The organism is Streptomyces sp. NPDC050433 (assembly GCF_044458565.1).
Taxonomy (GTDB): Bacteria; Actinomycetota; Actinomycetes; order Streptomycetales; family Streptomycetaceae; genus Streptomyces.
This window is the reverse complement of sequence record NZ_JBITIB010000032.1, coordinates 46,718-69,104: the sequence shown is the minus strand read 5'-3', so window position 1 is coordinate 69,104 and position 22,387 is coordinate 46,718. Positions and strand designations below refer to the sequence as shown.

The 22,387-nt window shown below is 70.9% G+C and carries 18 protein-coding genes and 1 pseudogene; 4 read left to right on the top strand and 15 right to left on the bottom strand.

The genetic code is table 11. The features are described from left to right. Positions 1 to 19: 19 nt before the first annotated feature. From ACIBLA_RS30995 to ACIBLA_RS30935, 13 genes and pseudogenes are all read right to left on the bottom strand, one after another. Complete coding sequence (locus tag ACIBLA_RS30995) at positions 20 to 1,435, bottom strand: GH1 family beta-glucosidase (protein WP_399200537.1); 1,416 nt, start codon at positions 1,433 to 1,435, stop codon at positions 20 to 22. Between the two features lie 124 nt (positions 1,436 to 1,559). Then, positions 1,560 to 2,633 (bottom strand): ABC transporter ATP-binding protein, encoded by a 1,074-nt coding sequence (locus tag ACIBLA_RS30990; RefSeq protein ID WP_363242535.1) that lies wholly within the window; start codon positions 2,631 to 2,633, stop codon positions 1,560 to 1,562. Continuing rightward, a complete protein-coding gene (locus tag ACIBLA_RS30985; protein ID WP_399200536.1) occupies positions 2,630 to 3,712 on the bottom strand; it encodes an ABC transporter permease in 1,083 nt (360 codons plus the stop codon). Before ACIBLA_RS30985 ends, ACIBLA_RS30990 begins: the two co-directional genes overlap by 4 nt. 3 nt (positions 3,713 to 3,715) lie before the next feature. Next, on the bottom strand, positions 3,716 to 4,696 hold the full coding sequence (locus ACIBLA_RS30980; protein WP_363242537.1) for an ABC transporter permease: 981 nt from the start codon (positions 4,694 to 4,696) through the stop codon (positions 3,716 to 3,718). Continuing rightward, a complete protein-coding gene (locus ACIBLA_RS30975) occupies positions 4,693 to 5,847 on the bottom strand; it encodes an ABC transporter ATP-binding protein (protein WP_399200535.1) in 1,155 nt (384 codons plus the stop codon). Before ACIBLA_RS30975 ends, ACIBLA_RS30980 begins: the two co-directional genes overlap by 4 nt. Positions 5,848 to 5,859: 12 nt before the next feature. After that, complete coding sequence (locus ACIBLA_RS30970) at positions 5,860 to 7,530, bottom strand: ABC transporter substrate-binding protein (protein ID WP_363242539.1); 1,671 nt, start codon at positions 7,528 to 7,530, stop codon at positions 5,860 to 5,862. 295 nt (positions 7,531 to 7,825) lie between these two features. Continuing rightward, positions 7,826 to 8,800, bottom strand: a pseudogene (locus ACIBLA_RS30965) (LacI family DNA-binding transcriptional regulator); the annotation flags it as partial. 267 nt (positions 8,801 to 9,067) lie between these two features. Beyond that, positions 9,068 to 10,675, bottom strand: coding sequence for a citramalate synthase (cimA, locus tag ACIBLA_RS30960; protein WP_363242540.1), 1,608 nt, complete (start codon positions 10,673 to 10,675; stop codon positions 9,068 to 9,070). A 304-nt stretch (positions 10,676 to 10,979) separates the two neighbouring features. Then, positions 10,980 to 11,579 (bottom strand): TetR/AcrR family transcriptional regulator, encoded by a 600-nt coding sequence (locus tag ACIBLA_RS30955; RefSeq protein WP_363242541.1) that lies wholly within the window; start codon positions 11,577 to 11,579, stop codon positions 10,980 to 10,982. Positions 11,580 to 11,691: 112 nt separating this feature from the next. Continuing rightward, positions 11,692 to 12,786, bottom strand: coding sequence for a branched-chain amino acid aminotransferase (locus ACIBLA_RS30950; RefSeq protein WP_399200534.1), 1,095 nt, complete (start codon positions 12,784 to 12,786; stop codon positions 11,692 to 11,694). 227 nt (positions 12,787 to 13,013) lie between these two features. Continuing rightward, positions 13,014 to 14,054, bottom strand: coding sequence for a 3-isopropylmalate dehydrogenase (locus ACIBLA_RS30945; RefSeq protein WP_399200533.1), 1,041 nt, complete (start codon positions 14,052 to 14,054; stop codon positions 13,014 to 13,016). A gap of 92 nt (positions 14,055 to 14,146) precedes the next feature. Then, positions 14,147 to 14,275, bottom strand: a complete 129-nt coding sequence (locus ACIBLA_RS30940; RefSeq protein ID WP_363242544.1) for a hypothetical protein — start codon at positions 14,273 to 14,275, stop codon at positions 14,147 to 14,149. 305 nt (positions 14,276 to 14,580) lie between these two features. Next, positions 14,581 to 15,126, bottom strand: coding sequence for a GNAT family N-acetyltransferase (locus tag ACIBLA_RS30935; RefSeq protein ID WP_363242545.1), 546 nt, complete (start codon positions 15,124 to 15,126; stop codon positions 14,581 to 14,583). A 101-nt stretch (positions 15,127 to 15,227) separates the two neighbouring features. Here ACIBLA_RS30935 and ACIBLA_RS30930 point away from each other — a divergent pair, with 101 nt between their 5' ends. The 3 genes from ACIBLA_RS30930 (at position 15,228) to ACIBLA_RS30920 (ending at position 18,123) form a co-directional block, all read left to right on the top strand. After that, positions 15,228 to 15,803 carry a CDP-alcohol phosphatidyltransferase family protein gene (locus ACIBLA_RS30930; RefSeq protein ID WP_399200532.1) on the top strand — a complete coding sequence of 192 codons (576 nt, stop codon included), beginning with the start codon at positions 15,228 to 15,230 and terminating at the stop codon, positions 15,801 to 15,803. Beyond that, a complete protein-coding gene (locus ACIBLA_RS30925) occupies positions 15,800 to 16,678 on the top strand; it encodes a phosphatidate cytidylyltransferase (RefSeq protein ID WP_399200531.1) in 879 nt (292 codons plus the stop codon). Before ACIBLA_RS30930 ends, ACIBLA_RS30925 begins: the two co-directional genes overlap by 4 nt. Before the next feature lie 224 nt (positions 16,679 to 16,902). Next, a complete protein-coding gene (locus ACIBLA_RS30920; protein ID WP_399200552.1) occupies positions 16,903 to 18,123 on the top strand; it encodes a lysophospholipid acyltransferase family protein in 1,221 nt (406 codons plus the stop codon). Positions 18,124 to 18,273: 150 nt separating this feature from the next. Here ACIBLA_RS30920 and pruA read toward each other — a convergent pair whose 3' ends face one another. Together pruA and ACIBLA_RS30910 are read right to left on the bottom strand one after the other, a co-directional pair. Continuing rightward, positions 18,274 to 19,905: an L-glutamate gamma-semialdehyde dehydrogenase gene (gene pruA / locus ACIBLA_RS30915; protein ID WP_399200530.1), complete on the bottom strand. Its 1,632-nt coding sequence runs from the start codon at positions 19,903 to 19,905 to the stop codon at positions 18,274 to 18,276. Between the two features lie 75 nt (positions 19,906 to 19,980). Beyond that, entirely contained in the window at positions 19,981 to 20,907 is a 927-nt protein-coding gene (locus tag ACIBLA_RS30910) for a proline dehydrogenase family protein (protein ID WP_363242550.1), read from the bottom strand. A gap of 176 nt (positions 20,908 to 21,083) precedes the next feature. Here ACIBLA_RS30910 and ACIBLA_RS30905 point away from each other — a divergent pair, with 176 nt between their 5' ends. After that, positions 21,084 to 22,334, top strand: coding sequence for a helix-turn-helix domain-containing protein (locus tag ACIBLA_RS30905; RefSeq protein ID WP_363242551.1), 1,251 nt, complete (start codon positions 21,084 to 21,086; stop codon positions 22,332 to 22,334). The last annotated feature ends 53 nt before the right edge of the window (positions 22,335 to 22,387 follow it).

The window sequence follows — 22,387 nt, the reverse complement described above, 5'->3', positions numbered from 1 at the left end:
AGCCGGGGTCCGGTGGGGCCTATCGCGCCTCGCGGGTGAGTCCGATCGTGTCGCGGTACCACTTGGCGCTGTCCTTGAGGGTCCTGGCCTGGGTGTCGTAGTCGACGCGGACAATGCCGAAGCGCTTGTCGTAGCCGTACGCCCACTCGAAGTTGTCCATCAGCGACCAGGCGAAGTAGCCGCGTACGTCGGCGCCCCGCGCACGCGCCTCGGCGACGGCCGCGAGGTGGTCCGCGAGGTACGCGGTCCGGTCCGCGTCCGGGACGGAGCCGTCGGCGGCGACGGTGTCGTCGAAGGCCGCCCCGTTCTCGGTGATGACGGTGGGGACGGCGTAGTCCTCCTGGAGGCCCACGAGGAGGTCGGTGAGCTCGGTCGGCGTGATCTCCCAGTCCATCGCGGTACGGGGCAGGTCACGGGGCACGCCGCGGGTCACGGGCAGCCCGTTCTCGTCCACCGGGGCACCGTTCTCGGTGACGCCGGAGAAGAGCGCGCCCCGGTAGAAATTGACGCCGAGGACGTCCAGCGGATTGGCGATGATCTCCAGGTCGCCGTCCTGGACGGGCAGTTCGGCGCCGCGCAGCGCCAGGTCGGCGACGACGTCCTCGGGGTAGCGGCCGTGCACCAGCGGGTCGAGGTAGAGGCGACGGCCCTGGCCGTCGGCGCGGCGGCAGGCCTCGCTGTCCGCCTCGCTGTCGGTCTCGGGCGTGGCCGTACCGAGGTTGAGGGTGATGCCGAGTTCGAGCGGGTTGGCGCCGGCGGCGTCGCGGATGCGCCGCGAGGCGAGGCCGTGGCCGAGCAGGAGGTGGTGCACGGCGCGGATCGAGTCGCCGAAATCCTTACGGCCGGGGGCGTGGACGCCCGCGTCGTAGCCGAGGACGGCGGAGCACCAGGGCTCGTTCAGCGTGGTCCAGTGCTCGACGCGGTCGCCGAGCGCGTCGTAGGCGATCGCCGCGTAGTCGGCGAAGCGGTACGCCGTGTCACGCGCCGGCCACCCGCCCGCGTCCTCCAACTCCTGCGGCAGGTCCCAGTGGTAGAGCGTGATCCACGGAGTGATGTTCCTGCCGTGCAGCTCGTCGACGAGGCGCTTGTAGAAGTCCAGGCCCTTCGCGTTGCCCGGCCCGCGCCCGCCGGGCTGGATGCGCGGCCAGGCGAGCGAGAAGCGGTACGTGTCGACGCCGAGCCCCGCGATCAGCTCCACGTCCTGCGGCATCCGGTGGTAGTGGTCGCACGCCACGTCGCCGTGCTCACCGCCCTCCACGGCGCCGGGAACCCGGCAGAAGGTGTCCCAGATCGAGAGGGTCCTGCCGTCTTCGGCCGCCGCTCCCTCGATCTGGTAGGCGGAGGTGGCGACGCCCCAACGGAAGTCGGCGGGCAGGCCCTTGATCGCCGTGACGGGACGGCTGAGGTCCTGGACGGGGGTGGGGGTGGCGTTCATAGGTCTCCTGGTTCCTGGGTGAGCGCACGGCACGGGCGGGGCGCGGGCGCGGAGCACGAGGCGGGTGGGGGGGCGAGACGGGCGGGCGGCGGGCGGTGAGGCAGTGGGAGGGGCGCGGGGACGATCAGCCGGAGCGCGCCGCCGACATGTCCCCGGCCGCTTCCGCGTCCCCTGCTTCGGGGCCGGACTCCGGGGCGGGGGGCGAGCGGTGCAGCCAGCACGCCACGGTGCGTTCGGGTGCGTCGTCCGGCGCGGCCAGCACCGGTACGTGCTCGGCGCACGGGTCGAACGCCTTGCCGCAGCGTGGATGGAAGGCACAGCCCGTCGGCATCGCCGTCAGGTGCGGCGGCGAGCCGGGGATGCCGGACAGCTCTCTGCGGGGTCCGTGCAGCGCGGGGAAGGAGTGGAGCAGCCCGTCGCTGTACGGGTGACGGGGGTCGCGGTAGATCTCGGCGGCGCCGGCCTCCTCGACGATCCGGCCGCCGTACATGATCGCGATCCGGTCCGAGAACTCGATCAGCAGCGAGATGTCGTGGGTGATGAAGACGACCGAGAAGCCCAGCTCCTCGCGGAGCGCGACGAGCTTGCGCAGGATCTGACGTTGCATCACCACATCGAGCGCGGTGGTCGGTTCGTCCATGATGACGATCTCGGGCTCCAGCGCGAGCGCCATCGCGATCATCACGCGCTGGCGCATCCCGCCCGAGAGCTGGTGCGGGAACGCGCCGAGCCGGTCGCGGGAGATACCGACCAGGGTCAGCAGCTCCTCCGCCCGCGCCGTGCGCTCGGCCGGTCTCATGTCCGGACGGTGCGCCTTGAGGACGTCGGTGAGCTGACTGTGCACCGTGTGCACGGGGTTGAGGGAGTTCATCGCGCCCTGGAAGACGATCGACAGCTCCTGCCAGCGGAAAGCGCGCAACTCCTGCGGCGTGAGCGCCAGCAGGTCCACCGGGGCGGCGCCGTCCTGCGGCGGCTGGTAGTGCACGTCGCCCCCGGTGATCACGCCGGGCGGGGAGAGCAGCCGGGTCACGGCGTAGGCGAGCGTGGACTTGCCTGAGCCCGACTCGCCGGCGAGGCCCAGGACTTCGCCGCGGTGCAGGGTCAGGTCGATGTCGCGCAGCGCGTGGACGGCGCCGGGGCCGGTGCCGTAATCGACATTGAGGCCGCTGATGGTGAGGACGGGGCGTCCGGTCGTCATGGGCGGGGCTCCTTGTCGGGCGTGCGGTCGTGCGGGGTCACCTTGGCGGGGCCGCTGCCGTTCGCACCGCCGGCCACGACTTCGGACGACGCGGCCCCGTTCGTACCGGTGGCCCCGTCCGTACGGTCCGTACGCGCCACCGGCGTGAAGCCGACCCGCATACGGATCTTCCGCGAGGAGCCGGTCTCGGTGCGCAGCCGCGGGTTCACGAACTCGTCGATGCCGAAGTTGATCAGCGCGAGCGCGGTGCCGAGGAGGGCGATGCAGAGCCCGGCGGGGACGAACCACCACCACGCGCCTTGCGCGAGAGCCTGGTTGGACTGGGCCCAGAACAGGACGGTGCCCCAGTTCCAGTTGGAGATGTCGGCCACGCCGATGAACGCGAGGGTGATCTCCAGCAGGATGGCGAAGATGACGGTGCCGACGAAGCCGGACGCGATCACGGCGGTGAGGTTCGGCATGATCTCGAAGCCGATGATCCGCCACGTCGGTTCGCCGGTCGCTCGCGCCGCCTCGACGTAGTCGCGCTTGCGCAGCGAGAGGGTCTGGGCGCGCAGCACCCGCGCGCCCCAGGCCCACGACGTGAAGGCGATGACGACGGCGATCAGCAGGTCGCCCGTGTCGGAGACGAAGCTGGCGATGATGATGATCAGCGGCAGCGCCGGGATGACAAGGAAGATGTTGGACAGCGCCGAGAGGATCTCGTCCATGACGCCGCCGAGGAACCCGGAGGTGACACCGATCAGCACGGACAGCACCGTCGCGAAGAAGCCTGCGACGAAGCCCACCAGGAGCACGCCCCGTGTGCCGACGAGGATCTGCGACAGCACGTCCTGACCGGTCTGCGTGGTGCCGAACCAGTGGTCGCCCGACGGCGGTTGGAGCAGTTTGTCGCTCATCATGTCGGGGTCGTACGGGGCGATCCACGGGCCGATGATCGCGAGCAGGGTGAAGAACCCCAGGATCGAGAGCCCGACGAGGGTCTTGCCGCCGCGCAGGAAGCGCAGCCTGGCTCGTTTGGAGGGGGTGGACGCCGGAGCCGCGTCGAGTACGGCGACCTCTGTCGCGGGGATGGACATGGCTCAGGCCTCCTTCCGGGTGCGCGGGTCGAGGAACAGATAGACCATGTCCGCGAGCAGATTGGCCGCGAGCACGGACAGCGTGATGATCAGGAAGACGCCCTGCATCAGCGGATAGTCCTTGGCGCCGACGGCCTGGAAGAGCTGATAGCCGATGCCCGGATAGGAGAAGACCATCTCCACCAGTAGCGTGCCGCCGACGATGAAGCCGAGCGAGAGCGCGAAGCCGGAGATGTTGGGGAGGATCGCGTTGCGCGCGGCGTACGAGAACATCACGCGGCGCTCGGAGAGCCCCTTGGCCTGCGCCACCATGACGTAGTCCTCGGACGAGACGGTCACCATCATGTTGCGCATGCCGAGGATCCAGCCGGCGATGGCGCTGAGGATGATCGTGATGCCGGGCAGGAAGCCGTGGTAGAGCGCGCTGGAGATGAACGGCACGTCGAAGGCGGGCACGAGCGAGCTGTCGTAGCCGCCGGCGGCCGGGAAGATCGGCCACTTCACGGCGAACAGGGCGATGGCGATGAGCCCGAGCCAGAAGTACGGGATCGAGGAGATGAACGTCGTGACGGGAAGCAGGCTGTCCATCCAGGAGCCGCGCCGCCAGCCGCTGTAGACCCCGATGCCGGTGCCGAGCAGGAAGCTGATCAGGGTGGTGAGGCCGACGAGCACCAGCGTCCAGGGCAGCGACTGCGAGATGACCTCGCTGACGGGCGTCGGGAAGAAGGTGAAGGAGAGCCCGAGGTCGCCCTGGAACAACTGGCCCCAGTAGTCGGTGTACTGCTGCCAGAGCGAGCGCTCCTTGTCGAGGCCGAAGAGGGCCTTGAGGGAGGCGATCGCGCTGGTGTCGAGCTGGCCCTGGAAGCGGGCGATCAGGGCCTGCACCGGGTCGCCGGGCATCAGCCGCGGGATGAGGAAGTTGATGGTGATCGCCGCCCACGCCGTGATGACGTAGAAGAGGATCCGCTGGAGGACGAACTTCACTTCGCCGCCACCTCCGTCGTGCTCGCGGTGGGCTCGGGGGTGCCGGGAGCGCCGGGAGCGCCGGGGAAGGCCTCGGCGACGGGGCGGTCCTCGTACAGCCAGCACGCCGCCCACTGGCCGTCGTCGAGTGCGAAACGGGGCGGCAGTTCGGTGCGGCAGCGCTCCATCGCCTTGGGGCAGCGGGGGTGGAAGCGGCAGCCCTCCGGCGGGGAGATGAGTGAGGGGGGCTCGCCGCTTCCGGTCTCCTCCTGGTCCTCCTCGTCCGCGATCCGGTCGGGGTCGGGGGCCGAGGCGATCAGCAACTGGGTATAAGGGTGCGCGGGTTGCTGGGTGACGGTCTCGCTGTCGCCGCCCTCCACGATCCGGCCGGCGTACATCACCAGCGTCGTGTCCGCGAAGTACCGCGCGGACGCGATGTCGTGCGTGATGTAGAGGATCGCGAGGTGCAGGCGCTCCTTGAGGTCACGCAGCAGGTTGAGTACGCCGAGCCGGATGGAGACGTCCAGCATCGAGACGGGCTCGTCGGCCAGCAGCACCCGGGGGTCGGCGCCCAGCGCCCGCGCGATGGCGACGCGCTGGCGCTGGCCCCCGGACAGCTCGTGCGGGAATTTGTCCAAGTACTGAAGAGGTGGCAGCAGTTGGACGCGTTCCAGCAGTTCGCACGCCTGGGCCTCGGTGGCCTGCTTACCGTGGATCTTCAGCGAGCGGGTGAGGTGGTAGCGCACCGTGTGCACGGGATTGAGCGAGGCGAACGGGTCCTGGAAGATCAGCTGGACCTGCTTCACATACGCCCGGAAGGACCGGCCGCGACCAGCCTTGACCGGGGTGCCGCCGAGCCGTATCTCACCCGCGGTGAGCGGATACAGCTGTGACAGCAGCCGGGCCACCGTCGACTTGCCCGACCCCGACTCCCCGACCAGCGCCGTGACGCTGCCGCGCCGCAGGCGCAGCGAGACGTCGTCGACGGCGTGGACGGTGCGTTGCCGGCGGCCGACGAGGTCGCCGACGGTCCGTCTGACGGGGAAGTGCTTGGTGACGCCGCGCGCTTCGAGCACGATGTCGCCGGCGGCGCCGTCGCCGGCGCTGTCGCTGTGGCCCTGGCTGTCCTGTGTGGAGCCGTTCTCGGCGGGGTCACGGTCGTGGTTGGTCATCGGCCGGCCTCGTCACTTCGCGGGCTTGAGGTGCAGTACGACGTCCAGCGCGTTGGGCTGGGTCGGCTGCGGCGGGCCGTACGGGTCGGCCTCCGTCGGCCAGCCCACCCAGTTCTTCGTGGAGTACTCCGCACCGATGGGCGCCGCCGCCGTCGGGATCATCGGGACCTCGTCGACCATGATCTTCTGGAGCGTGTTCAGCGCCGTGGTGCGCGCCGAGTCCTCGGTCGCGTTCGCGTACTCCTTGAGCGCCTTCGTCGCCTCGGGGCTGTCGAACCGGCCGAAGTTGCCGAGCGGTGCGCTCTTGCCGATGGGCTGGAGCAGGGCGCCGTCCATGATGTTCGCGTACATGTCGTACGGCGTGGCACCGGAGTTGGTCCAGTGCAGCGTGGCGTCGAAGTTGCCGTTGGAGACGTCGGCGGTCCACGCCTCGGCGGTCTGCGTTTTTACCTTGGCCTCGATTCCCAGGGGCTTGATGTTGTCCTTGATGATGGACAGCCCCGTGATGTAGTCGTTCCAGCCGGAGGGGTCGGTGAAGGTCAGTTTCACGGCCTTGCCGTCCGGGTCCTTCAGGACGTCGCCGTCGAGGGTGTAACCCGCCTCGTCCAGCACCTTCTTGGCCCCGGCGACATCGGGCTTGATCGTGGCGCCCTTGTACTCGGGGGCGAGGAAGGACTCACCGGCGGGCAGCGGGATGCCGGTCGGGTTGGTGATCTCCGGGTAGAGCGTGGCCTGCGCCTGGATGTGAATTGCCTTGCGGTCGATCACCATCGCCATCGCCTTGCGGAGCGCGGGGTCACCGAGCGCGCCCTTCGTGGTGTTGAACCACAGGCCGTGGATGCCGAGCCCGGAGGGGAACCAGAGCTTGTTGTTCTTGGGGTCCTTGGCGACGTACAACTGCTTGTAGTTCGGCATGAACACGAACGACCACTCGGCCTTGCCGTTGGCGAGTGCGGTGGTCTGCGCGCTGTTGTCGTTGTACGAGGTGAAGCGGAGCTCCTTCACCTGCGTCTTGCCCTTCCAGTAGGAGGACGTGGTGTCGAGCGTGGTGGTCTGCGGCGTGAACGTCTTGAGCTTGTACGGCCCCGAGCCCAGCGGCTCCCGGTTGGGCCACGTCGCCGGGTCCTTGACCTTCTCCCAGATGTGCTTCGGCACGACGAACGTGCGCTCGATCTTGCTCTGGTTGACGAACTGCGAGTCCTTGAAGGTGAGGACGACCTTGTCGCCCTCCACGGCTATGCCGTCGTAGGCGATGCCGTAGCCGTTGAGCGCCGGGTACTTCTTGATCATCTCGAACGTGAAGGCCACGTCCTCGGCAGTGAGCTTCTTGCCGTCCGACCACTTGGCCCGGTCGTCGAGGGTGAAGGTGAGCTTCGTGAAGTTCGACTCCCACGTCCATTCGGTCGCCAGCCATGGCGTCCCCTTCTTCTCGGGGCGGACGTCGTTCGGCATGACCAGGGGCTCGTAGATCATGTATCGGTAGCCGAGCGAGGCACCGGCGGAGGTGCCGAGGAACGGGTTGCTGTTGTTGGTCTGCGGGCCGTTCGGCATACCGATGGTGAGGACGCCGGAGGCGCCGCCTGATGACCGGTTGGCATCCGAGTTGGCCGAGGAACATCCGGCGGCGAGCGCGGCCACGACGGTGGCGGCGGCCAGCGCCCGGAGCTTGCGGTGTGCGGACATGGCGACTCCAGGAAGGGAATGGCAGCTCTGAGGGACGGCGGGCCCGTGGGACTGGGACCTGGACCGGGTGTGGTGCGTGTGCGTTACCAGGTGCTGCGTGCGGGTGTACGGGTGTGCTGGTGTACCCGGATTACGGCTGTGCGGCCTTGCGGCGGTGCTGTTCTGACGGTGAACCAGGTGATGCGTACGGAAACCTGTGTTACGCGGACACGGAGCCGGCGGGCGCGACGGCGTGCTTCGGGGACGTGGCGACGGGGGGCGTCACTGAGTTCGCCGCCGACCGCGATGCCGACAGCGGTGCCGACTGACGTACGACCAACTCCGTTGGAAGGACGACCGGTTCGTCCGAGGCGGTCGTCCCTCCCAAGCGCCCGAGCAGCATCCGCGCCGCCGTCTCCCCCATCCGCCTCGTGGGCTGGCGGACGGTCGTCAGGGGCGGTTCGGTGTGCTGGGCCATCGGGATGTCGTCGAACCCGACCACGGCGATGTCGTCCGGCACCGACCGTCCCGCCGCGCGCAACGCCCGCAGCGCCCCCGCTGCGCTGATGTCGTTGTGCGCGAAGACGGAGTCGAACGGGGTACCGGCGGCGAGGAGTTGCTCGACGGCGAGGCGCCCGGACAGCTCCGTGAAGTCCCCCAGCACGACCAGGTCGGTCGGGAGGATCTCCCGGAAGCCGCCGAGCCGGTCACGTACGCAACCGAACTGCGCCGGCCCTGTGATGACCAGGGGTCTGCTGCGTCCGTCGGCGAGCAGATGGCGGGCGGCGGACGCACCTCCTTCGTGATTGGTGGTCACGACGGAGGGAAAGTCGTCGGGATGACTGCCGCGGTCGTCGATGAGTACGACCGGCAGACCCTTGCGGCTCAGGGCGATGATCTTGTCGAGCGTGTTCTCGGGTTCGACGACGAGCAATCCGTCGAAGGCCCGCGCGGAGACCTGGGTGGTGAAGCGCTCGACCGAGTCCGCGCCGCGGTTGAAGGTGAAGAGCAGCAGGCCGTAGCCGGCGGCCTCCACCGTGTCGACGACACCCTGGAGGACTTCGCCCATCCACGGCCAGGTCAGTGAGGGCACCAGCATCCCGACCGTACGGCTGCTGCCGCGGGCCAGTCCGACGGCGCCCGAACTGGGTACGTATCCAAGAGATGCGATGACTTCACGGACGCGTGCGGCCGTGCCGCCGTCGACCTCGCCCTTGGTGTTGATGACCCGAGACACGGTCGTCTTGCTGACACCGGCCGCGCGGGCGACATCGGCAATGGTGACACGCATCGGAGGGCCTCCGAATCGTTGGCTGGAACCGGTTCCGGTACCGGTACCGGAACCGGTTCCAATGTGAGCGGTGAGTTAACCGGTCCAGACCAACGTCGTCAAGACTTCACGCCGAAATTGCTTGAGGGGTAACTCCTGGGGGCCGAGGGGCGGTTATGCGTTCAGGTTCTGAAAGTGGCTTCCGTGCCAGGTGGCCGGGTGACGGGTGGCCAGGTGACCGAGTGGCCCGGCGACCAGGTGCCCGTGTCTGCGCGTGTCTCCGCGTGCCTACTCGGCCGGTTCGACTCCGGCCCGCAGCAGTCCGTAGGTGTACGCGTCCTCCAGGGCCTGCCACGACGCGGCGATCACGTTCTCGCCGACGCCTACGGTCGACCACTCCCCCGCCCCGTCCCCCGTGGTGATCAGCACCCGCGTCGTGGACTCCGTACCGTGCTTGCCCTCCAGGATGCGGACCTTGTAGTCGACCAGCTCCAGCTTCGCCAACTGCGGGTAGATGCGCTCCAGTCCGACCCGCATGGCCCGGTCCAGCGCGTTGACGGGGCCGTTGCCCTCCGCCGTGGCGACGATGCGCTCACCCTTGGCCCAGAGCTTCACGGTCGCCTCGTTCGCGTGCGAGCCGTCCGGGCGGTCCTCGACGATCGCGCGCCACGACTCCGTACGGAAGTAGCGCCGCGCCCTGCCCTCGGCCTCCTCGCGCAGCAGCAGCTCGAAGGAGGCGTCGGCCGCCTCGTACGTGTAGCCCTTGAGTTCGCGCTCCTTGACCCGGCCGACGACGCGGCCCACCAGATCGCGGTCGTCGCCGAGGTCGATGCCCAGTTCCTTGCCCTTGAGCTCGATCGAGGCGCGCCCCGCCATGTCGGAGACGAGCATCCGCATGGTGTTGCCGACCTGTGCGGGGTCGATGTGCTGGTAGAGGTCGGGGTCGACCTTGATCGCGGAGGCGTGCAGTCCGGCCTTGTGCGCGAAGGCGGAGACGCCGACGTACGGCTGGTGGGTGGAGGGGGTCAGATTGACCACCTCGGCGATGGCGTGCGAGATCCGGGTCATCTCGGCGAGTGCGCCCGCAGGCAGTACCCGCTTGCCGTACTTCAGCTCCAGGGCGGCGACGACGGGGAAGAGGTTCGCGTTGCCGACGCGCTCGCCGTAGCCGTTCGCGGTGCACTGCACGTGCGTGGCGCCCGCGTCCACGGCGGCGAGGGTGTTGGCGACGGCGCAGCCGGTGTCGTCCTGGGCGTGGATGCCGAGCCGGGCGCCGGTGTCGGCGAGCACCGTGGCGACCACGGCCTGGATCTGGGCGGGCAGCATGCCGCCGTTGGTGTCGCAGAGGATGACGACGTCCGCGCCGGCCTCGGCGGCGGACCTGACGACGGCCTTGGCGTATTCGGGGTTGGCGCGGTACCCGTCGAAGAAGTGCTCGCAGTCGACGAAGACGCGCCTGCCCTGTTGACGCAGGTGGGAGACGGTGTCGGCGACCATCGCCAGGTTCTCTTCGAGGGTCGTACGGAGCGCCAGCTCGACATGCCGGTCGTGTGACTTCGCGACGAGTGTGATCACCGGTGCGCCGGATTCGAGCAGCGCCCTGACCTGCGGGTCGTCGGCGGCCTGGGCACCGGGACGGCGCGTGGCGCCGAAGGCGACGAGCTTGGCGTGCTTGAAGTCGATCTCGGTGCGGGCACGGGCGAAGAACTCGGTGTCCCGCGGGTTGGCGCCCGGCCAGCCGCCCTCGACGAACCCCACCCCGAAGTCGTCCAGGTGCCGCGCGATGGTCAGCTTGTCGGCGACCGTCAGATTGATGCCTTCGCGCTGGGCTCCGTCGCGCAGCGTGGTGTCGAAGACATGGAAACTGTCGTCGGTGACCGATGAATCTGTGGTCATGACTCTGTGACTCCTGTCGAGTGATGGAGGGTCTGGCTCCACTGCCACCGTCTTCGCGAGCGTCCCGTTCCGGCCGGGGTGGGGCCGGAAAACGAAAAAACCCCTCGCGGGTGCGAGAGGTCTGCGCGCGGGTCTGGGGCACGATGGCCGCTCCGTACGGGATCGTACGTAGCGGTCACTGCGGACCGGCGCGCCTGCTGCCCATAATCATGGCGAACGAGAACACGAAAGAAGTGTGGCACGTTTGCTCTCCGGTGGAAGCCCCGTCTCACGATGCGAGCGGTGCGGGTGGTGCCCGACCGGCTCAGAGCAGCGAGTCCTCGATGAACTCGCGAACATGTGCCAGGACTTGGGCCCGGCCGGTGCCCGGTATGCCGACCACCACATGCACGCCGAAGCCGTCGAGCAGCGCGCGCAGCCTGGCGGCGAACCGGTCCGGGTCGACGGCCCGCAGCTCACCGCGCGAGATTCCCTCGGCGAGCAGCGCCACCAGGTCCCGGTGCCAGGCCCGCTCGATCGCCGCCTGCCGGGCGCGGGAGTCGTCGTCGGCGTCCTGCGAGCGGTTGCGGACGTCCAGCCACAGCGTCCAGTGCGGATCGCGGTGGCCGGAGGGGACGTAGAGGTCCACGTACGCGTTCAGCCGCTCCCGCACCGTCACCTGCCGGGACAGCAGCCCCCTGCGCTCGGAGCCGAGCCGCGACTCGCTCCACTCCAGGGTCTGGAGCAGCAGCTCGTCCTTCGTACGGAAGTAGTAGAGGAGGTGCCCGCTGCTCATCCCGACGTCGCGTCCGAGCCCCGCCATGGTGAGGCCGTCGAGCCCGCGCCCGGCGATGGTGTCCATGGCGGCGGCGAGTACGGCCTCACGGGGCGGCGCGGCGTTGCGGCGGCGTGCGGTGGGTGTCACCCGTCCGTTGTACCTGATGCGGGCACACGGCGTTGCCGCCGGGTCACACAGTGCTGGAGACACCGGTTGTCGCCGCCGTCGCTGCGGCTGCCGCGCCGCCGCCCCTGCGGCGTCAGACCACCTGGTGCATCCACCCGTGGACGTCCTCGGTGCGGCCCGTCTGGATGTCCAGCAGTGCCGCGCGCAGCTTCGACGTGACCTCACCGTGCGACTGCGTCCACTCACCGCCCGCCGACCTGACGAGGCCGACCGGCGTGATGACGGCGGCGGTGCCGCAGGCGAAGACCTCGGTGAGGGTCCCGTTCCCGGTGTCACCGCGCCACTCGTCGATGGAGATACGGCGCTCCTGCGACGTGTAGCCGAGATCACCGGCCATCCTCAGCAGCGAATCACGGGTGATGCCGGCGAGCAGGGAGCCGGTGAGCTCGGGAGTGACGATCTTGTCCCCGTACACGAAGTACAGGTTCATCCCGCCCAGTTCCTCGACCCACTTGTGCTCCACCGCGTCCAGGTACGCGACCTGGTCGCAGCCCTCCGCCGCCGCCTCGGCCTGCGCGAGGAGGGACGCCGCGTAGTTGCCGCCGGTCTTGGCGTCGCCCATGCCGCCGGGAACGGCGCGCACCCGGTTCTCGGAGAGCCAGATGGAGACGGGCTTCACGCCGCCGGGGAAGTACGCGCCGGCCGGGGAGGCGATGACCAGGAACAGATACTCGTTGGCCGGCCGCACCCCCAGCCCGACCTCCGCCGCGATCATGAACGGCCGCAGATACAGCGACGCCTCGCCGCCGTGCGGCGGGACCCACGCCTCGTCCTGCCGGACCAGCGCGTCGCACGCCTCGATGAACGTCTCGACCGGCAGCTCCGGCATCGCCAGGCGGCGCGCGGAGACCTGGAAGCGCCGGGCGTTGGCCTCGGGCCGGAAGGTGGCGACGGTGCCGTCGGGGCGCCGGTAGGCCTTCAGCCCTTCGAAGATCTCCTGCGCGTAGTGCAGCGTCATGTTGGCCGGGTCGAGGGAGAGCGGGCCGTACGGGACGAGCTGCGCGTCGTGCCAGCCCCGGCCCTCCGTCCACCTGATGGTCACCATGTTGTCGGTGAAGTGGCGGCCGAAGCCGGGAGCGGCCAGGATCGCCTCGCGCTGCGCGTCGGACAGCGGATTCGACGAGGGCTTGAGCGCCAGAGTGGGCAACGGGGTCGTGGGCGTGGTCATGATTCGTGTCCTTCACCGGTTGTGTGTGACGGACCGCGCTCACGCCGCTACAGGTACTAGGACGTCCGAGCTTTCCCTCACGCCGCGGCCCACCACGATTGTCGCGCGTGACGGGACGGTGCATGAAACGGGGTGAATGCGGCCCTACGGATGATGGTGACACCCGGTCGCCGCAAAGCACAGCCGCCGGGTGCTGTGACCCGGCGGCTGTGAGAGTCGTCGGCGGGTCAGCTCGCTACTCGTACGACGAGCGCGTCACCGATCTCGTCGGTCGTACGGGGCGCACCGCCGCGCTCCGTGAGGTCGGCCGCGACGGCCTCCTCGATACGGGCGGCCTCGGCGTCGTACGCCAGGTGCCGCAGCAGCAGGGCGACCGAGAGGATGGTGGCCGTGGGATCGGCCTTCCCCTGGCCCGCGATGTCCGGTGCCGAGCCGTGGACGGGCTCGAACATGGACGGGAACACCCGGTCGGGGTTGATGTTCGCGGACGCCGCCAGGCCGATTCCGCCGGTCACGGCAGCGGCGAGGTCGGTGATGATGTCGCCGAAGAGGTTGTCGGTGACGATCACGTCGAAACGCTCGGGCTGGGTGACGAAGAAGATCGTCGCGGCGTCGACGTGCAGATAGTCGGTGGAGACGTCGGGGTACTCCTGACCGACCTGGTCGAAGATCCTCTTCCAGAGGTGGCCCGCGTAGACGAGGACGTTGTTCTTGTGGACCAGCGTCAGCTTCTTGCGGGGGCGGGAGTTGGCACGCTCGTACGCGTCGCGCACGACACGCTCCACGCCGTACGCCGTATTGAGGCTGACCTCCGTGGCCACCTCGGCGGGCGTGTCGGTGCGCAGGGAACCACCGTTGCCCGCGTACGGGCCCTCGGTGCCCTCGCGTACGACGACGAAGTCGATGTCCGGACGGCCGGCCAGCGGCGTGGCCTGGTTCGGGAACAGCTTCGACGGGCGCAGGTTCACATAGTGGTCGAAGGCGAACCGCAGCTTCAGCAGCAGCCCTCGCTCCAGGATCCCGGACGGCACGGACGGGTCGCCGATGGCGCCGAGGAGGATCGCGTCGTGCGCCTTGAGCGCGGCGAGTTCCGCGTCCGGGAGGGTCTCCCCGGTACGGTGCCAGCGCCGGGCGCCGAGGTCGTACTCCTTGGTCTCCAGCTTCACATCTTGCGGAAGCACGGAGCCGAGGACCTTCAGGCCCTGGGCCACGACCTCCTGGCCGATGCCGTCACCGGGGATCACTGCGAGATTGATGCTGCGAGACATGACGGGCACCCTACTGCGCGTCTTGGTGCCTGACACCTGCGGTCCAGGATTCGGACGGTCGCGTGTTGGGCGTGCGCCCGCGCCGTACCGGCTCAGTGACCGGTGGAGCCGCCGTTGTCCCTGCGGTCGAGGGCGCGCTGGAGGGCCGCCGCCGCGTTCTTGCGGTCGGACTCACTGCCACGGACGCGGTGACGGACTCGGCGGACTGTCGTCTCGGCCATGATGATCGACTCCTTGAGACAGCTGAGGCGTACGGCCGGGGGGAGCCGTACGAGGCATCTGCGAGGCGCCGGTTGGGCGGGGAGCACGCCCGCAGGGGTTGCCTGCGTGAGGGCGATTGCTCCTGTCCGCCGTTCGCTGGATCGAGCGAGTCGTTCGGCTTCTACAAAGCTAAGGGAGTCGGGCCGTTCTGTCTCCACAGTTAGTCGGACGTCCTACTATCTGAGACGGCGACCTTGGTCCGGCATGCATTCCGGAGGGGGCCGAGGCGGTACGTGGCGAGGGCCCGCGGCCCGCGCCACGGGGCCTACATCACGTCGCCGTCGCGCCAGTCGAAGGTCAACGCGGCGTCGGCGGACGGCAGTTCACGGTCGGGCACCGGCCAGAGAAAGGTCGTTCCCTCCTCCTCCGGCAGCCGCACCACCCCGTCCGGGCTCAGCACCTCGACGCGCCCCGGCCACAGATGCCAGCCGCGCGACAGGTAGAGCCGGGCGCCCGCGTCGGACGCGGAGAGCGCCCCGACGTCGTAGGCTCGGCCGATCACCCGCTCCAGCACCTCCAGGACCCGGCCGCCGAGCCCGTCCCTGCGCCGGTCGGCGCGTACGGCGACCGCCTCGACGTACCCCACGCGATACGACAGCCCCGCGTGCGTCAGCCGGCGCTGGATCACGCTGCCGTGCGCGACGAGCGCTCCCGCCCCGTCGCGTACGAGGACATGGACGCCGCCGAGCCCGTGCGTCCAGTCCTCCTCGCTGAAGTTCCCGTCGAAGGCGTCGTCCAGGAGGTCGCGGACCTCGCCGAGGGTCGCCGGGTCGAGTTCGAAGGTATGGGCGGTGCGCAGCGGGTCCGACATGCGTCTCACTCTTTCAGGCCGGGCGCCCGCGCACGTACTCAGTGGCCGGTTGAGTAGTTGCTCGATGTCGGAAAAGCGTGCCTGTCGCGACAGTTGGCCCCATGAACGGCCTTTACGCACTGAAGCCCTGGTACGCGTCCCGGCTCTCCGGAGTCCGGGCCGCCCTCGTCCGTCGCGAGGTGTCGCCCGACGCGCTCACCGCGGCGGGTGTCGTCAGCGCGGCCGGTGCCGCTGCCGCGGTGGCCTGGTTGCCCGCCGGCCCGCTCGCCGCGCTCCCCGTCGCCGTCCTCCTCGCCGCCCGGCTGGCCTTCGCCAACCTGGACGGGGCGCTGGCGCGTGACACCGGCCGGACGACCCGGCGCGGCGCCGTCCTCAACGAACTCGGCGACCGGGCGGCCGACCTGGTCGTCCTGGCCGGCTTCATCGCCCTGGCACCGCTGTGGCTGGTCGCCGTGGCGGGGCTGGCGGCGACGCTCCCGTCCTGGGTGTCCCTCGCCGGTGCGGCAGCGGGCGCGCCGCGCCGCAACGGCGGCCCCGTCGGCAAGACCGAACGCTGCCTGCTCGTCGTCATCGCCGCCGCGACCGGCTGGGCGCTGCCGGTGCTCGTCGTGATCGCGGCGGGCTCGGCTCTGACCGCGGCCGTCCGGTTCGGCTGGGTCTGGAGGGAGCTCGCATGAGCGGCGTCCTGATCGCGGGAGAGACCGTGGGGCGCGCCGTGCCCCTGGTGGCGGGTGCTCTCGGGGCGAGCGGGATCGCGGTGGCGGCGCTGCCGTCGCGCCTCGCGATGCGGGCGGAGCTGCGCGCGCGGTGGCGGACGTGGGTGATCGCCGCGCCGGTGTTCCTCGGGACGCTGTTCCTGGGCGCCGGGGGCGCGTTCGCGCTCGCCGCGGCGCTCGGGGTGACGGCGGTGAGCGAGTACGTACGGATGGCGGGCCTGCCGCGCGCGGAGCATGCGGTGCTGGCCGCGTCCGCCGTCGTACTCCCCGCGCTGGCGTGGCTGGTGCCGCACGCGGTGGACCTGCGGGCGATCGACCTGCGGGTGGTGGCGCTGCTTGTGGTGGCCGCGGCGCTGCCGGCGCTGCTGGCGGGTGACCACGAGCGGGGTTTCACCCGCTCCGCGCGCACCGTCTTCGCCCTGTTGTGGATTCCGCTGCCGCTCACGGGACTTGTGGTGCTCGGGGACACGGCGGTCGCGGTCGGGCTGGCGGTGGCGCTCGGCGACGTCGGGGCGTGGTGCGGGGGTACGGCGCTGGGGCGGCGTGGCGCGCTCGCCCGGCCGCTGTCGCCCCTCTCCCCCAGCAAGACATGGGCGGGGGTGCTGGGCGCGGCGGGGGCGACCGGTCTCGCCCTGGCCGCTGTCGGCGCGTTCACGCCGCTTCTGTGGGCGGCGGTGCTGACCGGCTGCGTACTGGGCGACCTGCTCGAATCCATGGTCAAGCGGGAGGCGGGCGTGAAGGACGCGGGCAGTTGGCTGCCGGGGTTCGGCGGGCTGCTCGACCGGATCGACTCCTTGCTGCTGGCTCTCCTGCTCGCGATGGTGGTGACGGCATGACCGTACGGATCTCCGGTCGTACGGCGGCGAGGTCGGCGGCACGTTCGGCGCCGCGACGCCTTCAGCGCCGCGCGAGGGGACGTGGGCGCGGGCTCGCGGGCGCTGGGGCAGGCGCTGGGGCTGTCGCGTTCGCGGCGGGCGGGCCCGGTGGGTCCGGTGCGCCGTGCGGGCGCAGCACTCAGGGGCGCGCGCGTGGGCGCCGTACCGCCTCCGCCTCCGTCGGCATCGGCGGCGGTGGTGGCGGCCCTCTCGGCCCCGGCGCGACGCCGCCGCCCGCCGTCTCACCGTCCCGGCTCGGCGCGGCCTTGCGCCGCGCCCTGTGGTGGGTCGTTCTCACCGTCACCGGCGGCGTGCGGCGGCACGGTCAACTGCCGCCCCGTGGGTGCGTAGTTGTCGCCAACCACTCCTCGCACGCGGACACCGCCGCACTGCTGGCCGCCCTCGACGCCCGGCACCGGCCCGCCATCGGGGCGGCTGCCGACTACTGGTTCGCCTCGCCGTGGCGACGGCGCGTCTGCCGAGTGCTCGCCGCCGGGTTCCCCGTACGGCGCACCGGAGGCGGCATGGACGACCTGCTGTCCATGGTGGAGGGGCTGCGGGCCGGCCGCGCGGTGGTCCTGTTCCCCGAGGGCACGCGCGGGGCGGACGGCGCGGTCGGAGCCTTCCACCGCGGCGCGCTGGTCCTCGCCGAGCGCGCGGGCGTCCCGGTCGTACCGGTGGGCATCGCGGGCACGGACCGGCTGCTGCCCAAGCACGGGCGGCTGCGTTCCTCGCTGGTGCGGGTGCGGATCGGTGATCCTCTGCCGCCGTCGGCGACGCCGGAAGAGGCACGGGCGGCGGTCGCGGCGCTGCACGCCCGTACGGCCGCGGAGCCGCTGCGCGACGCCCCCGTACGGCGCCGGGTGGCAGCGGTGGCGGCATCCCGCTGGGGACTGCCGCTGGCCTTCGCCTGGGCCTGCGCGGAGGCGCTGAGCTGGCCGCTGATGCCCGAACTGCTGCTGGGCGTCGCCTGCGTCGCCGTTCCCCGCGCCGCGCTCGGGCTCTCCGTCGCCGCGCTCGCGGGAAGCCTCGCCGGCGGGCTGCTGGCCCTCCAACTCGCGAACACGGGGCTGCTGTTGCCCGCGCCGCTGACGACGGACCGGATGCGCGCCGAGGTACGGCAGGAGCTGACGGTCGAATCGGCGTCCGCCGTACGCCACCAGCCGTGGAACGGCATCCCGTTCAAGGTGTACGCCACCGAGGCCGGCCGCGCCGATGTGCCGGCGGCCGACTGGCTCGCGCAGTCCGCGCAGGCGCGGGGCTCGCGGACGCTGACGGTCGGCGCGGCCTTCGCCGCGCTCGGCCTGCTGCTGCGCCGCTTCCGCCGCCACTACGGCACGTACCTGGTCCTGTTGGGTGCCGGCTTCGCCGCCGGTCTGTCACTCATCGTGGCCGGCTGGAGCTGAGGGCGGGCGCCCCTCCGGTTTTCGCCCGCACCAGGGGCAGCCGCCGAGCCAAGAGGAGGGGCGGCAGCGTGATCCTTCTGAAGAAGACACCGCCCCCGAGCCGGGTCGGGGCCGGCACGGGGGCGGGGATCAGGGGGACGGGACCAGGGGTCAGCCCATGTGCGGGTAGCGGTAGTCCGTCGGGGACACGAGCGACTCCTTGATCGCGCGGGTCAGGGTCCACCGCATCAGGTTCTGCGGGGCGCCCGCCTTGTCGTTGGTGCCGGAGGCACGGCCGCCGCCGAAGGGCTGCTGGCCGACCACGGCGCCGGTCGACTTGTCGTTGATGTAGAAGTTGCCCGCCGCGTAGCGGAGTTTGGCCATCGCGTCGGCCGCCGCCGCGCGGTCACCGGCGATGACGGCGCCGGTCAGCGCGTACGCGGAGACGGACTCCATCTGCGCCAGCATCGCGTCGTACTGCGCGTCCTCGTAGACGTGGACGGCGAGGATGGGACCGAAGTACTCCGTCGTGAAGACCTCGTTGGCCGGGTCGGTGCAGGCGATGACCGTGGGGCGGACGAAGTAGCCGACGGAGTCGTCGTACGTGCCTCCGGCGACGATCGTGCACGTCGGGTCGGCGGCGGCGCGGTCGATCGCGGCCTTGTTCTTGGCGAAGGCCCGCTCGTCGATGACGGCGCCGATGAAGTTCGACAGGTCGGTGACGTCGCCCATGGCGATGGCGTCGACCTCCGCCGCGAACTCCTCCTTGAAGCCGTCGTTCCAGATCGAGGCCGGGACATAGGCGCGCGAGGACGCCGAGCACTTCTGGCCCTGGAACTCGAACGACCCGCGGGTCAGGGCCGTCTTGAGGACGCCGCGGTCCGCGCTCGGGTGGGCGACGACGAAGTCCTTGCCGCCGGTCTCGCCGACGATGCGCGGGTAGGAGCGGTACTTCTCGATGTTGCCGCCGACGGTCCTCCACAGGTGCTGGAAGGTCTTGGTGGAGCCGGTGAAGTGGATGCCCGCCAGCTCGGGGTGGTTGAGCGCCACCTCGGACACGGCCAGTCCGTCACCGGTCACCAGGTTGATGACGCCCTTGGGCAGCCCCGCCTCTTCAAGAAGACGCATCAGCAGCACGGCGGCGTGCGTCTGTGTCGGCGACGGCTTCCACACGACGACGTTGCCCATGAGCGCGGGCGCGGTCGGCAGGTTGCCGGCGATCGCGGTGAAGTTGAAGGGCGTGATCGCGTAGACGAAACCTTCGAGCGGCCGGTGGTCCAACCGGTTCCACACGCCGGTGGAGTTGGCCCGCGGCTGCTCGGCGAGGATCTCGCGCGCGTACGCGACGTTGAAGCGCCAGAAGTCGATCAGCTCGCACGGGGTGTCGATCTCGGCCTGCTGGATGGTCTTGGACTGGCCGAGCATCGTCGAGGCGGCGAGCGTCTCACGCCACGGCCCGGACAGCAGCTCGGCGGCGCGCAGAATGATCGCGGCGCGGTCGTCGAAGGCCATCGCGCGCCAGCCGGGGGCGGCGGCGAGCGCGGCGACCACGGCGTCCCGCGCGTCCTGCTCGGTGGCGTTGCCGTACGTACCGAGGACGGCCTGGTGGTTGTGCGGCTGTACGACGTCGAAGCGCTCGCCGCCGCCCATCCGCTTCTCGCCGCCGATGGTCATCGGAAGGTCGACGGGGTGGTCGGCCAGCTCCTTGAGCTTGGCTTCGAGGCGGGTGCGCTCCGGGGAACCGGGGGCGTAGCCGTGCACCGGCTCGTTGACCGGCGTGGGGACCTGGGTCACAGCGTCCATGGTTGCCGAATCTCCTTGATCAGTAGACGGTTTACGGACTGCGGTCGGGGGCGTGGCGGAGGCGGGGGCGGAGGGTCAGCCGCGGGTGGCGAGGGAGCGCAGGAAGAAGGCGAGGTTGGCGGGGCGTTCGGCCAGCCGGCGCATGAAGTAGCCGTACCAGTCGGTGCCGTAGGCGATGTAGACGCGCATCCGGTGCCCCTCTGCCGCGAGACGGCGCTGCTCCGCCTCGCGGATGCCGTAGAGCATCTGGAACTCGTACGCGTCGGGCTCGCGTCCGGCCCGTATGGCGAGCTCCTGGGCGATCGCGATGAGGCGCGGGTCGTGGGACCCGATCATCGGGTAGCCGTCGCCCGCCATCAGGGTCTTGAGGCAGCGCACGTAAGCCTTGTCGACGTCGCCCTTGTCCTGGTGCGCGACCCGGGCGGGCTCCTTGTAGGCGCCCTTCACGAGCCGTACACGCGCGCCCGACTCCGCGAGTGCCCGGCAGTCGTCCTCCGTACGGAAGAGGTACGACTGGACGACCGCCCCGGTCTCGGGGAAGCGCTCACGCAGCGTGCGGTGGATGGCGAGCGTCGAGTCGACGGTGGTGTGGTCCTCCATATCGAGGGTAACCGTGGTGCCGATCTCGGTGGCGGCCTCGACGACGGTGGTGATGTTGCGCAGCGCCAGGTCGTGGCCGCCGCGCAGGGCCTGTCCGAAGGAGGAGAGCTTCACCGACATCTCGGCGCGGGCGCCGAGCCCCAGCGGCGCCAGTGCCTCGATCAGCTTCAGGTAGGCGTCGCGGGCGTGCAGCGCCTCGGCCGGGTCGGTGATGTCCTCTCCGAGGACATCCATGGTGACTTCGAGGCCGCTGTCGACCATGTCCTGGATGACCGGCGTCGTACCGTCGACGGTCTCACCCGCGATGAACCGCTCCACGACGGGCCTGGTGACCGGCGCGGCCGAGACGACGCGCCGCATCACGTCGCTGCGCGACGCGGCGAGAATCACGGGACCCAGCACAGGGCACCTCCCACGGAAGAGAACGAGCAGGCCGTACGGGGCGCGAACGCCTGGCGACGGCGCGGAGAACCACTGTGAAATCTAGGGACGGCTCCGATCCTCTGCCATCGACACCTGTCACGCATCCGTGGCCGGGATCTCAGACATATGTCTGAAGGCGGTGCGAGAATGTCCAGGTGAAGGACGATTACCAGGAGCTGGTCGACGAGATCTCGGCGCTGCTCGGCATGCCGCTGACACTGGAGAACCGGGACTTCGGGCTGATCGCCTTCGGGGTGCACGACAGCGACGACGAGGGCGTGATGGACCCCGTCAGGACGCGCTCGATCCTGACGCGGAAGTCGACCCCCGCGGTGCGCGCCTGGTTCGAGGGCTTCGGCATCACCCGCGCGACCGGCCCCGTCCGGATCCCGGCCGCCCCGGACGCCGGGGTCTTCCGGGGGCGGATCTGTCTGCCCGTACGGCACCGGGGCACGGTGCTCGGTTACGTGTGGCTGCTCGACGACACCGTCCAGGGCCCCACGGACGACCGATTGGCGGCGGCCATGGAGGTGACGGGGCGGATCGGGGCGCTGCTCGCCGAGGAGGTGCGGGCGGGCGCCGACCTGGCGCGTGAGTTCCGCGCCGTACTGACGGCGGAGCGCGACTGGCAGCGGGACATGGCGGTGGAGGCGCTGCGTACGGCGCTGGGGCCGGGCGGGGACGGTACGCACGTGGTGGTGTGCGTGGCGCCGTGGCGGGGCGCCGACCCGACGGTGCGCGCGGTGGCCGGCACGGCGGCGCTGTGCACCCTGCCGGACCCGTGGCAGAGCGCGGACGGGGCGGGCGGGGTGAGCGGCGTGAGCAGGGCCGACGGGCGGCCCAGCGGCGCCGGGGCGGCCCTTGCGGCCACCGAGGAGGCCGTCCTCGAGGTCCCGAGGGCGCTGGCGCTGCTCGTACGGCTCCGCTCGGCCGACGCGCTGGCGCCCACGCTCGACGCGGCATCCCGGCTGCGGGACGTGGCGGGTCCGGGAGCCACCGCCGGGGCAGCCCGGCCGCGCCGGGGTCTGGCCGAACTCCCCGCCGCCTGGCACGAGTCGGTGGCGGCGGCACGCGCGGCGGCGGCGCAGCCCCGGTTCGCCCCCGTCGCCCGGTGGTCGGAGATCGGCCCGTACCGGCTGCTGACGTCCCTGGCCGCCACGGCCGGCGCCGACCCCGCAGTGCGCCCGCTGCTGACGCCCGCCCACGCGGACCTGACGCACACGGCGGAGGTCTACCTCGACCACGCGGGCCAGGCGGGCCGTACGGCCTCGGAGTTGGGCATCCACCGCCAGACGCTCTACTACCGGCTGTCCCGCATCGAACAGCTCACGGGCCTGGACCTGGCCGACGGCGAGGACCGCCTGCTGCTGCACATGGCGCTGAAGGCGGCGCGGCTCAGGCCCTGAGGCCGAGGCCGAGGCCGAGGCCGTGCGGGGCGCCGGCGTCCGGGCGTCGGCGC

Bases quoted from the DNA above. Each gene is read 5' to 3' on its own strand.
- ACIBLA_RS30925 (WP_399200531.1), top strand. From the start codon at position 15,800: ATGAGCGGCGTCCTGATCGCGGGAGAGACCGTGGGGCGCGCCGTGCCC.
- ACIBLA_RS30935 (WP_363242545.1), bottom strand. From the start codon at position 15,126: ATGTCGGACCCGCTGCGCACCGCCCATACCTTCGAACTCGACCCGGCG.
- ACIBLA_RS30940 (WP_363242544.1), bottom strand. From the start codon at position 14,275: ATGGCCGAGACGACAGTCCGCCGAGTCCGTCACCGCGTCCGTGGCAGT.
- ACIBLA_RS30950 (WP_399200534.1), bottom strand. From the start codon at position 12,786: ATGACCACGCCCACGACCCCGTTGCCCACTCTGGCGCTCAAGCCCTCG.
- ACIBLA_RS30995 (WP_399200537.1), bottom strand. From the start codon at position 1,435: ATGAACGCCACCCCCACCCCCGTCCAGGACCTCAGCCGTCCCGTCACG.
- ACIBLA_RS30975 (WP_399200535.1), bottom strand. From the start codon at position 5,847: ATGACCAACCACGACCGTGACCCCGCCGAGAACGGCTCCACACAGGAC.
- cimA (WP_363242540.1), bottom strand. From the start codon at position 10,675: ATGACCACAGATTCATCGGTCACCGACGACAGTTTCCATGTCTTCGAC.
- ACIBLA_RS30945 (WP_399200533.1), bottom strand. From the start codon at position 14,054: ATGTCTCGCAGCATCAATCTCGCAGTGATCCCCGGTGACGGCATCGGC.
- pruA (WP_399200530.1), bottom strand. From the start codon at position 19,905: ATGGACGCTGTGACCCAGGTCCCCACGCCGGTCAACGAGCCGGTGCAC.
- ACIBLA_RS30990 (WP_363242535.1), bottom strand. From the start codon at position 2,633: ATGACGACCGGACGCCCCGTCCTCACCATCAGCGGCCTCAATGTCGAT.
- ACIBLA_RS30985 (WP_399200536.1), bottom strand. From the start codon at position 3,712: ATGTCCATCCCCGCGACAGAGGTCGCCGTACTCGACGCGGCTCCGGCG.
- ACIBLA_RS30930 (WP_399200532.1), top strand. From the start codon at position 15,228: ATGAACGGCCTTTACGCACTGAAGCCCTGGTACGCGTCCCGGCTCTCC.
- ACIBLA_RS30970 (WP_363242539.1), bottom strand. From the start codon at position 7,530: ATGTCCGCACACCGCAAGCTCCGGGCGCTGGCCGCCGCCACCGTCGTG.